Origin of the sequence: Bacteroides sp. NSJ-48, assembly GCF_014287405.1 — a bacterium.
GTDB classification, from domain to species: domain Bacteria; phylum Bacteroidota; class Bacteroidia; order Bacteroidales; family Bacteroidaceae; genus Bacteroides; species Bacteroides stercoris.
The window spans coordinates 1-11,437 of record NZ_JACOOD010000073.1; the positions used below are offsets into that span (position 1 = coordinate 1).

Here is an 11,437-nt window from a genome sequence, read left to right on the forward strand (position 1 = left end):
TAAACTGATAAAAGAAGGAAAGGGGCTCATTACAGTTGCCAAATATATGTTTATGGGACTATTTATAACCCGATATAATTGGAATATAGCAACTTGTTGCCAAATGCATGAGGAAAAAGTAGCATAGCCAAAAGAAAATATAGCAGAACTTAAAATATAAATGAGGTTGTGCCAACGTTTTGACACAACCTCTTTCTTTTATGCCTTGCCGCGCGGAGATTATTCCGCGCTGAATTTCTTTACCTGCTCTGCGATAAGTTCCGCATCATCGAAATAGTTAATCTTCATGGCACGACGCACGTCGTCCAATGTCGCTGCGGCTGTTTCGCGTGCCGCTTCACAGCCTTTCTTCAGCATATCATAGATAGCTGGAATATCTTTTTCGAATTCCTTGCGGCGGTTACGAATCGGCTCCAAGGTTTCCTGCATGATATTGTTGAGGAAGCCTTTCACTTTCATATCGCCTAAACCACCACGTTGATAGTGGGCTTTCAGTTCTTCCAGAGAAGGATAGTCGGGCAGGTAACGTTCGAAGTGTTCGGGGCGGCAGAAAGCGTCCAAATAAGTAAATACGGTATTCCCCTCAATCTTGCCCGGGTCTTGTACGCGCAGATGATCGGGGTCGGTGTACATGCTCTTCACTTTCTTCTGAATCTCGTCGGCTGTATCGGAAAGGTAGATACAGTTGCCCAAAGACTTACTCATCTTGGCTTTTCCGTCTGTACCCGGCAGACGCAGACAGGCTGCATTGTCAGGCAGAAGGATTTCCGGTTCTACCAATGTGTCGCCGTAGATAAAGTTGAAGCGGCGTACGATTTCACGGGCTTGTTCAATCATCGGTTCCTGATCTTCGCCAACGGGAACGGTGGTGGCGCGGAACGCCGTGATGTCCGCAGCCTGGCTGATAGGGTAGGTGAAGAACCCCACCGGAATACTTGTTTCAAAGTTGCGCATCTGGATTTCCGTCTTTACCGTCGGGTTACGTTGCAGGCGCGATACGGTGACAAGGTCCATATAATAGAATGTCAGTTCGCACAATTCCGGAATCTGCGACTGGATAAAGATGGTACTCTTCGTAGGATCCAATCCGCAAGCCAGATAGTCGAGAGCTACTTCGATAACGTTCTGACGTACCTTTTCCGGGTTTTCCATGTTATCTGTCAATGCTTGTGCATCGGCTATGAACACGAACGTTTTGTCATACAGTCCGGAGTTCTGCAACTCCACTCTGCGTCTTAATGAGCCTACATAATGTCCGATATGCAGGCGTCCCGTGGGGCGGTCGCCCGTAAGGATGATTTTTTCTTTTGCCATATCTGTATTGATTATTTTTTCTTCATAAAACGCTGTCTGTTATAATGGAATGCAAAGATACCATTATTTTTATCGAATGCAGTGTATTACTTTAAAAATTAAACAGTGAAAGTACGCTCTGTCGTTCAAACCTCGTTATAACATCCGGGAAGGCTGATGCTTGCTTTTCTGTTTTATCCTCCATATCTTTTGGTGTCTGTTTGATTTTTCTTCAAGAAGTATCCTTCCTACTATATTCAAAGATTGCATTGCGGTAAAAGTAACTATTCTTTTCGGATAAGAAATTTATTCCTTTGATTAATTTGCTCAAATCGTAAATAAGTCGTTACTTTGCAGAAATTTTAGAGATAACTATGCAATCGCAGGAAAAGAGAAGTACATATAACCTACGTTCGAATGAATTTCATTCGCTGGCTGTCGGTTTCTCTTTTTCCGAAAACGATATTTTTAGTTCTTTGGTAATGCGTTAATCCTTATTCGGGGTAACGCATTTTTTTTGTGCCGGAATGTGAAGAATGAACTTAAATAGACAATAAGAGAATATGGAAAAGAATTTGAAGAAAGTGCTTGTCTTGGGCTCGGGTGCGCTCAAGATCGGTCAGGCCGGAGAGTTTGATTATTCCGGTTCGCAGGCTTTGAAGGCTTTGCGCGAAGAAGGTGTGGGTTCGGTATTGGTAAACCCGAATATTGCTACAATTCAGACATCAGAAGGTATTGCCGATAAAGTTTATTTCTTGCCGGTAACTCCTTATTTCGTAGAAGAAATCATCAAAAAAGAACAGCCGGACGGCATTCTGCTGGCTTTCGGCGGACAGACTGCGCTGAACTGCGGTACGGAACTTTACCTGAACGGTACTCTGCAGAAATACGGCGTGCGTGTGTTGGGTACTTCGGTAGAGGCTATCATGTACACGGAAGACCGCGACCTCTTTGTGAAGAAGCTGGATGAGATTCCTATGAAAACTCCGAAGAGCCACGCTGTGGAAAGCATGGAAGATGCCTTGAAAGCTGCCCGCGAAATCGGCTATCCGGTAATGGTACGCTCGGCTTATGCTTTGGGTGGTTTGGGCAGCGGTATCTGTCCGGACGAGGAAGCGTTTGTCAAACTGGCTGAAAGTTCTTTCACGTTCTCCAAGCAAATCCTGGTGGAAGAATCCCTGAAAGGTTGGAAAGAAATCGAATTCGAGGTAATCCGCGACGCCAACGACCACTGCTTCACCGTAGCAAGTATGGAAAACTTCGACCCTCTGGGCATCCATACCGGTGAGTCTATCGTGGTTGCTCCTACCTGCTCGCTTACCGACGACCAGGTGAAGATGTTGCAGGAACTTTCTACCAAGTGTATCCGTCACCTCGGCATCGTGGGTGAATGTAACATTCAGTATGCATTCAACGCCGAAACCAACGACTATCGCGTAATCGAGGTGAACGCCCGCTTGTCCCGTTCTTCTGCATTGGCATCCAAAGCTACCGGTTATCCGCTCGCTTTTGTTGCCGCCAAGATTGCATTGGGTTATACGCTCGACCAAATCGGTGAAATGGGAACTCCGAATTCTGCTTATGAAGCTCCGCAATTGGATTATCTGATTTGTAAGATTCCCCGTTGGGACTTGACGAAGTTTGCAGGTGTGTCTCGCGAAATCGGTTCAAGCATGAAGTCTGTAGGTGAAATCATGTCTATCGGCCGTTCTTTCGAGGAAATTATCCAGAAAGGTTTGCGTATGATAGGTCAAGGCATGCACGGCTTTGTGGGTAATGATAGTGTGGAATTCGAAGATTTGGATCACGAATTGGCTCATCCCACCGATCTGCGTGTGTTCGCTATCGCCCAGGCTCTGGAAAAAGGCTATACAATCGACCGTATCTTTGAGCTGACGAAGATTGACCCTTGGTTCCTCGGCAAACTGAAGAACATCGTAGACTATAAGAATAAACTCTCACAATATAATAAGGTGGAAGATATTCCTGCCGATGTGCTGCGTGAAGCGAAAGTGCTTGGTTTCTCCGACTTCCAGATTGCACGTTTCGTACTGAATCCGGAAGGTAATATGGAAAAGGAAAATCTTATGGTACGCGCCCGTCGTAAGGAACTGGGTATTCTTCCGGCTGTGAAACGTATCAATACCGTCGCTTCCGAGCATCCGGAACTGACGAACTACCTTTATATGACGTATGCCGTACAAGGGTATGATGTGAACTATTATAAGAATGAAAAATCGGTAGTTGTATTGGGTTCGGGAGCTTACCGCATCGGTTCTTCCGTTGAGTTCGACTGGTGTTCGGTGAACGCTATCCAGACTGCACGCAAGTTGGGGTACAAATCCATCATGATTAACTATAACCCCGAAACTGTATCTACCGATTACGATATGTGCGACCGTCTGTACTTCGACGAACTTTCTTTTGAACGTGTGCTCGATGTTATCGACCTCGAACAGCCGCGCGGCGTAATCGTATCCGTAGGCGGTCAGATTCCTAACAACCTGGCAATGAAACTCTATCGCCAGTCTGTTCCTGTATTGGGTACTTCGCCTGTATCTATCGACCGTGCAGAGAACCGTAACAAATTCTCTGCCATGCTCGACCAGCTCGGCATCGACCAGCCGGCTTGGCAGGAACTTACCAGTCTGGAAGATGTGAAGGGCTTCGTTGAGAAAGTAGGCTATCCGGTATTGGTGCGTCCGTCGTATGTGCTTTCCGGTGCTGCAATGAATGTATGCTACGATGAAGAAGAATTGGAGAACTTCCTGAAAATGGCTGCCGAGGTTTCCAAGGAATATCCGGTAGTGGTTTCTCAGTTCCTGCAGAATACGAAAGAGATTGAGTTCGATGCCGTGGCACAGAACGGCGAGGTGGTGGAATATGCCATTTCCGAGCATGTTGAGTTTGCCGGTGTGCACTCCGGTGACGCTACGCTGGTATTCCCGGCACAGAAAATTTACTTCGCTACGGCACGCCGTATCAAGAAAATCAGCCGTCAGATTGCAAAGGAACTCAATATCTCCGGTCCTTTCAACATCCAGTTCCTGGCACGTAACAATGAGGTGAAAGTTATCGAATGTAACCTGCGTGCTTCACGTAGTTTCCCGTTTGTATCCAAAGTGCTGAAACGTAACTTTATCGAGACGGCCACGAAGATTATGCTGGATGCTCCTTACTCTCGTCCGGACAAGTCGGCGTTTGACATCGACTGGATTGGCGTGAAGGCTTCCCAGTTCTCATTCTCCCGCCTGCATAACGCAGACCCGGTATTGGGCGTGGATATGTCTTCTACGGGTGAGGTAGGCTGTATCGGCGACGACTTCTCCGAAGCATTGCTGAACTCCATGATTGCTACCGGTTTCAAGATTCCGCGTCCAGAAAAAGGTGTGATGTTCTCTTCCGGTGCAATGAAATCGAAAGTGGACTTGCTGGATGCCAGCCGCATGCTTTTTGCGAAGGGATATAAGATTTACGCTACGGCAGGTACCGCTGCATTTCTCAATGCGCACGGTGTAAGCACCGAAGCCGTGTTCTGGCCAGATGAACGTGCCGATGCGGAGAATAATGTAATGACAATGATTGCCGAACATAAGTTCGACTTGATTGTAAATATTCCGAAGAACCACTCTAAACGCGAGCTGACCAACGGTTACAAGATTCGCCGCGGTGCTATCGACCATAATATTCCGTTGATTACGAATGCCCGTCTGGCAGGTGCTTTCATTGAAGCTTTCTGTGAGATGAAGATGGAAGATATCCAAATCAAGAGCTGGCAGGAATATAAATAAGCCGGTTGATATATTATTGTAATAAAGCGGACATCCGGCAACGGGTGTCCGTTTTCCTTAAATAAGTATTGGCATATGATAAAGAATATATTATTTGATATGGGCGGTGTGATATTCCGCCAGAATTCGGAAGAGGCTTTCCGCCGTTTTCGTGAAGCGGGAGTGAATACGGATGAGTATATGGGAGAATACGGCCAAAAAGGCTTTTTCCTGGATGTAGAGACGGGAAAGATTGATGCCGGTGAGTTTTGCCGGAGAATGGCTGAGGCTGCCGGGCGCGAATCTGTCAGTTGGGATGAGGCGCAATATTGCTGGCTGGGCTTTATACGTGATGTGCCTCTGAACCGGCTTCACAGTTTATTGAAGTTAAAAGAGGAGTATCACATTTGCCTGCTTAGCAATACTAATCCGTTTATTATGGCTTTTACCTGCAGTGATAAGTTCAGTGACGAACATAAACCGATAAGCGATTATTTTGATACGCTGTTTTGCAGCTATGAAATGCAGGCTTACAAGCCTGAACCGGATATTTTCCTGAAAGCATTGGCTGCTGACGGTATGAAAGCTGAAGAAACGATATTTGTAGATGACAGTTTAAAGAATATCAAGGCGGCGGAAGCGCTTGGCATACGCGGATTGCATGTGGCTCCCGATGAAGACTGGATGGAGAAACTGACGGCATTGCTGCATATATGTAATGGTTTGTAGTATATTGTACAATAAAAATGGATAAGAATATGGATGAGGTAGATAAAATGCGGAGTTCACAATTGGCGAATACGGCTTCCCCGGAAATTCAAGAGCGTTTTAAACGTGCGAAAAAACTGTTGCTGAAGCTGAACGCTATGAGCGGTTATGAGGAAGAATGCCGGAGCGTATTGGAAGAATTGATACCCGGTATTCCAGCTTCTGCCACTATTTGCCCGCCTTTTTGTTGCGATCATGGTGATGGTATCCGCCTTGGGGAACATGTCTTTATCAACTCCAATTGTACTTTTCTGGACGGTGGCTATATCACTGTTGGGGCATATACGCTGATAGGGCCTTGTGTGCAGATTTATACCCCTCAACACCCGTTTGATTATCTGGAGAGGCGTGTAGAGCAGGAGTATGCCTATCCGGTGACGATAGGTGAAGATTGTTGGATTGGCGGTGGCGCTGTTATTTGTCCCGGGGTAACTATTGGCGACCGTTGCATTATAGGTGCGGGAAGTGTAGTGACCAAAGATATTCCGTCCGATTGTGTGGCTGTTGGGAATCCGGCAAAGGTAATCCGCAAAAATGATATAAAAAAGTGATGAGGCTAATTGCTTGAAATTCAATAATAATTAATGTTGTGTGAAAAAAAACTTGAAAAATAAATGGCGAAAGTTTTGGTAATTTCAAAATAAGCTGTACCTTTGCATCGCTTTTGAAACGGAAGTGTATGGGCGTTTAGCTCAGCTGGTTCAGAGCATCTGCCTTACAAGCAGAGGGTCGGCGGTTCGAATCCGTCAACGCCCACACAAAAAAAACAAGCACTTTCGTTTATCAAAAGGGCGTTTAGCTCAGCTGGTTCAGAGCATCTGCCTTACAAGCAGAGGGTCGGCGGTTCGAATCCGTCAACGCCCACACAATTGTTGCGGATTTTAGCTTTGTATATAGTATACAAGGCTATTTTTTTATTCTGAAACTTCATTTTTTTAATTTATTTCCCCATTATACCTGATTACTCGGAAAAAAGCCGTAATTTTGCAATCCGATAATTATCATAAATACGACGTATGGAACTTGATTTACTTACCGCAATCTCCCCGATTGACGGTCGCTACAGGGGCAAGACAGATGCTTTGGCTGCCTATTTCTCAGAATTCGCACTGATAAAATACCGTGTACAGGTTGAAGTGGAATATTTTATAACCTTATGTGAACTGCCTTTGCCTCAGTTGAAAGGGGTGAATAAGGATGTATTCGAAACTTTGAGAAATATTTACCGTAATTTTTCAGAAGCCGATGCCGGACGTATCAAGGATATTGAAAGCGTGACTAACCATGATGTGAAGGCTGTTGAATATTTTTTGAAAGAAGAATTTGATAAGTTAGGCGGAATGGATGACTATAAAGAGTTTATCCACTTCGGGCTGACTTCACAAGATATTAACAATACTTCTATTCCTCTGTCTGTAAAAGAGGCATTGGAACAGGTATATTATCCGCAGATAGAGGAATTGATAGCGCAACTCCGTGCTTATGCTGAAGAGTGGGCGAATATTCCGATGCTCGCCAAAACGCACGGACAGCCGGCTTCTCCTACTCGTCTGGGAAAAGAGATAATGGTGTTTGTATATCGTTTGGAACGCCAACTGGTTGCATTGAAGGCTTGTCCGGTTACTGCTAAGTTTGGCGGTGCTACGGGAAATTACAATGCACATCATGTGGCTTATCCGGAATATGACTGGAAAGCTTTCGGTACTAAGTTCGTTGCAGAGAAACTGGGGTTGGAGCGCGAAGAATATACGACTCAGATTTCCAATTATGATAATCTATCTGCTATCTTCGATGCGATGAAGCGAATTAATACGGTGATGATTGATATGAACCGTGACTTCTGGCAGTATATCTCCATGGAATATTTCAAGCAGAAGATCAAGGCTGGTGAGGTTGGTTCGAGTGCAATGCCGCATAAGGTGAATCCAATTGATTTTGAAAATGCCGAAGGTAATCTGGGTATAGCAAACGCTATCCTTGAACATCTGGCTGTGAAGTTGCCGGTGTCACGTTTGCAGCGCGACCTGACGGATTCTACCGTATTGCGTAATGTGGGCGTTCCGTTCGGACATATCATAATAGCCATTCAGAGTTCATTGAAAGGATTGCGTAAGCTGCTGTTGAACGAAACGGCTATCTATCGCGATTTGGATAACTGCTGGAGTGTTGTGGCCGAGGCCATTCAAACAATCCTGCGCCGTGAGGCATATCCGCATCCTTACGAAGCGCTGAAAGCATTGACACGTACCAATCAGGCTATCACAGAGAATTCTATCAAGGAATTCATAGAAGAATTGAATGTAAGCGAAGATATAAAAAAAGAATTATGTGCAATTACTCCCCATACATATACGGGGCTTTAAGAAGCGACAAGGGAAACCGGAGATTTCAACTTTTTTAATCCGGAATTTGTTATAAGCTAAAATAAAGGTAATTAGAGATAAAGAAAGAATGGCCGTGAGGCCAGTAGGTTTAATTTTATTCGAATAAAACAATGAGTACAGAAAATGAAACTTGGCGTGATGCTTCTTCTTCAGAGGAGAATTCAGGCGCCGGCCGTGATGGTAACCAATTTAACAGAGAGGGAAGCTATAGTCGCCCGTCTTATAACCGTGAAAATGGTGACCGCCCTTATCGTCCGAGATTTAATAGTGAAAATGGCGACCGTCCGCAACGTTCGTACAGCAGTGACCGTCCTTACCGTCAGCGCTTTAATCCGAATGCGGAAAATGGCGACCGTCCTCAGCGTTCCTATAACAACGACCGTTCTTACCGTCCTCGCTATAATGGTGAAAGTGGTGACCGTCCTCAACGCTCTTACGGTAACAATGCCGGCGGTGACCGTCCTTACCGTCCCCGTTATAACAGTGAAGGTGGCGACCGTCCTCAGCGCTCTTACGGCAACAATACCGGCGGTGACCGTCCTTATCGTCCCCGTTATAACAGTGAAGGTGGCGACCGTCCTCAGCGTCCTTACGGTAACAATGCCGGCGGTGATCGTCCTTATCGTCCCCGTTATAATAGTGAAGGTGGCGACCGTCCTCAGCGTCCTTATGGTAACAATGCTGGTGGTGACCGCCCTTTCCGTCCGCGCTATAACTCGAACGGTGACCGTCCTCAACGCCCTTATGGCAACAGAGACAGCTACAGTCGCCCGATTCGCCGTACGGGAGATTACGATCCCAATGCCAAGTACAGTAAGAAGAAACAGATAGAGTATAAAGAACAGTTTGTCGATCCGAACGAACCGATTCGTTTGAATAAGTTTCTGGCTAATGCCGGTGTATGCTCGCGTCGTGAAGCGGATGAGTTTATTACGGCAGGCGTAGTGTCTGTAAACGGAGAAGTGGTTACGGAATTGGGTACTAAGATTAAGCGTGGCGATGAAGTGAAGTTTCACGACCAGACGGTCAGCATCGAACGTAAGATATATGTCCTGTTGAACAAGCCGAAAGATACGGTGACAACTTCCGATGACCCGCAGGCGCGTCGTACTGTAATGGACTTGGTGAAAGGTGCTTGTGACGAACGTATCTATCCGGTAGGTCGTCTGGACCGTAATACTACGGGAGTATTGTTGCTGACGAACGATGGCGACCTGGCTTCCAAGCTGACCCATCCCAAGTATCTGAAAAAGAAAATATATCATGTGCATTTGGATAAGAATCTGACTAAAGCCGATATGGAGCAGATTGCAGCCGGTATTCAGTTGGATGATGGTGAAATCCAGGCAGATGCTATCAGCTATACGGATGATTTCAAAAAAGATGAAGTGGGCATAGAAATCCACTCCGGTAAGAACCGTATCGTGCGTCGTATTTTCGAATCGCTGGGATACAAGGTCGTGAAGCTGGATCGTGTATTCTTTGCCGGCTTAACCAAGAAAGGCTTGCGTCGCGGCGAGTGGCGTTACCTCACGGAACAAGAGGTGAACTTCCTGCGCATGGGCTCTTTCGAATAATATATATAATCAAGTTATAATAACTGTTTTATGGAAAAGATTAGTAGAACAAAGATTGTTGACCTGCTGAAGCGCGAGAATTTTGGCGCTATGGTCAACGTGAAAGGTTGGGTTCGTACCCGCAGAGGTAGTAAGCAAGTTAATTTTATCGCGCTGAACGACGGTTCTACAATAAATAATGTGCAGATTGTGGTGGATTTGGCAAACTTCGATGAGCAGATGCTGAAAGAAATTACCACAGGAGCTTGTTTGAGCGTGAACGGTGTGCTGACGGAATCGGTAGGCTCCGGTCAGAAAGCTGAAATCCAGGCACGTGAAATTGAAGTGTTGGGTACTTGCGACAATACGTATCCTTTGCAGAAAAAAGGGCACTCTATGGAGTTCCTTCGCGAGATAGCCCATCTGCGTCCTCGTACGAATACATTCGGTGCTGTGTTCCGTATCCGTCACAATATGGCTATTGCCATTCATGAATTCTTTCATAAGAAAGGGTTCTTCTATTTTCATACGCCTATCATTACGGCTTCCGACTGCGAAGGAGCCGGACAGATGTTTCAGGTTACTACGATGAACCTTTATGATTTGAAGAAAGACGAAAAGGGTTCTATTATCTACGATGACGATTTTTTCGGAAAGCAGGCGAGTCTGACGGTTTCCGGTCAGTTGGAAGGTGAACTTGCCGCTACGGCGTTGGGCGCTATCTATACGTTCGGGCCTACGTTCCGTGCGGAAAACTCCAATACCCCCCGTCACTTGGCTGAGTTCTGGATGGTGGAGCCGGAAGTTGCGTTCAATGACATTACCGATAACATGGACTTGGCGGAAGAATTTATCAAGTTTTGCGTACAGTGGGCTTTGGATAACTGCGCCGATGATGTGAAGTTCTTGAATGATATGTTTGACAAGGGTTTGATAGAGCGCTTGCAAGGTGTACTGAAAGAAAACTTCGTTCGTCTGCCTTATACGGAAGGTATCAAGATTCTGGAAGAAGCCGTAGCGCAGGGGCATAAGTTTGAATTCCCCGTATACTGGGGGGTCGACCTGGCTTCCGAGCACGAACGTTATTTGGTGGAAGACCACTTCAAGCGTCCGGTTATCCTAACGGATTATCCGAAAGAAATCAAAGCGTTCTATATGAAGCAGAACGACGATGGTAAAACGGTACGTGCTATGGATGTGCTCTTCCCGAAGATTGGCGAGATAATCGGCGGCTCCGAGCGTGAGTCCGATTATGCTAAACTGATGAACCGCATCGAAGAACTTCATATTCCGATGAAAGATATGTGGTGGTATCTTGATACCCGCAAGTTCGGTACGTGCCCGCACTCAGGCTTCGGATTGGGCTTTGAACGTCTGTTGCTGTTTGTAACCGGTATGACTAATATTCGTGACGTGATACCGTTCCCGCGTACTCCGCGCAATGCGGAGTTCTAACCGCCGAAGAACGAAATAAAATATCCTTGACGGATAAGAGGTTGTGTCAAAATGCTGACACAGCCTTTTTTTATGCGCAAAGCCCAGACTTTCTCAAGCCCGGGCTTTGTTATTACCCAAAGTTTTCGTATCTTTAGGCATAAAGTTTTTCGTTATGGCAAAGTTACATTTTCGTCCTTACATTCCCAACCAAACCGTTCTTTTTCCACAA

At 45.9% G+C, this 11,437-nt stretch carries 7 protein-coding genes and 2 tRNA genes; 8 read left to right on the forward strand and 1 reads right to left on the reverse strand.

The genetic code is table 11. The annotated features are described in order from the left end of the window. Positions 1 to 219: 219 nt before the first annotated feature. The gene (trpS, locus tag H8S52_RS18875) at positions 220 to 1,314 is read right to left on the reverse strand and encodes a tryptophan--tRNA ligase (RefSeq protein WP_016661677.1); all 1,095 of its coding nucleotides are present in this window, start codon (positions 1,312 to 1,314) and stop codon (positions 220 to 222) included. 542 nt (positions 1,315 to 1,856) lie between these two features. Here trpS and carB point away from each other — a divergent pair. The 8 genes from carB (at position 1,857) to asnS (ending at position 11,226) form a co-directional block, all read left to right on the forward strand. Further along, on the forward strand, positions 1,857 to 5,084 hold the full coding sequence (carB, locus tag H8S52_RS18880) for a carbamoyl-phosphate synthase (glutamine-hydrolyzing) large subunit (protein WP_117741406.1): 3,228 nt from the start codon (positions 1,857 to 1,859) through the stop codon (positions 5,082 to 5,084). Positions 5,085 to 5,159: 75 nt separating this feature from the next. Next, on the forward strand, positions 5,160 to 5,792 hold the full coding sequence (locus H8S52_RS18885) for an HAD family phosphatase (protein ID WP_186910372.1): 633 nt from the start codon (positions 5,160 to 5,162) through the stop codon (positions 5,790 to 5,792). Between the two features lie 29 nt (positions 5,793 to 5,821). Further along, complete coding sequence (locus H8S52_RS18890) at positions 5,822 to 6,382, forward strand: sugar O-acetyltransferase (RefSeq protein WP_016661675.1); 561 nt, start codon at positions 5,822 to 5,824, stop codon at positions 6,380 to 6,382. A gap of 130 nt (positions 6,383 to 6,512) precedes the next feature. Continuing rightward, a tRNA-Val gene (locus H8S52_RS18895) sits at positions 6,513 to 6,587 on the forward strand. 33 nt (positions 6,588 to 6,620) lie between these two features. After that, positions 6,621 to 6,695: transfer RNA gene (locus tag H8S52_RS18900), tRNA-Val, on the forward strand. 152 nt (positions 6,696 to 6,847) lie between these two features. Continuing rightward, a complete protein-coding gene (purB, locus tag H8S52_RS18905) occupies positions 6,848 to 8,194 on the forward strand; it encodes an adenylosuccinate lyase (protein ID WP_117666634.1) in 1,347 nt (448 codons plus the stop codon). A gap of 131 nt (positions 8,195 to 8,325) precedes the next feature. Then, positions 8,326 to 9,792 (forward strand): pseudouridine synthase, encoded by a 1,467-nt coding sequence (locus H8S52_RS18910; protein WP_117741408.1) that lies wholly within the window; start codon positions 8,326 to 8,328, stop codon positions 9,790 to 9,792. 30 nt (positions 9,793 to 9,822) lie between these two features. After that, a complete protein-coding gene (asnS, locus tag H8S52_RS18915) occupies positions 9,823 to 11,226 on the forward strand; it encodes an asparagine--tRNA ligase (RefSeq protein WP_186910373.1) in 1,404 nt (467 codons plus the stop codon). Positions 11,227 to 11,437: the final 211 nt, after the last annotated feature.

Coding starts and splice junctions, on each gene's coding strand:
- trpS (WP_016661677.1), bottom strand. CDS start 1,314: ATGGCAAAAGAAAAAATCATCCTTACGGGCGACCGCCCCACGGGACGC.
- carB (WP_117741406.1), top strand. CDS start 1,857: ATGGAAAAGAATTTGAAGAAAGTGCTTGTCTTGGGCTCGGGTGCGCTC.
- H8S52_RS18885 (WP_186910372.1), top strand. CDS start 5,160: ATGATAAAGAATATATTATTTGATATGGGCGGTGTGATATTCCGCCAG.
- H8S52_RS18890 (WP_016661675.1), top strand. CDS start 5,822: ATGGATGAGGTAGATAAAATGCGGAGTTCACAATTGGCGAATACGGCT.
- purB (WP_117666634.1), top strand. CDS start 6,848: ATGGAACTTGATTTACTTACCGCAATCTCCCCGATTGACGGTCGCTAC.
- H8S52_RS18910 (WP_117741408.1), top strand. CDS start 8,326: ATGAGTACAGAAAATGAAACTTGGCGTGATGCTTCTTCTTCAGAGGAG.
- asnS (WP_186910373.1), top strand. CDS start 9,823: ATGGAAAAGATTAGTAGAACAAAGATTGTTGACCTGCTGAAGCGCGAG.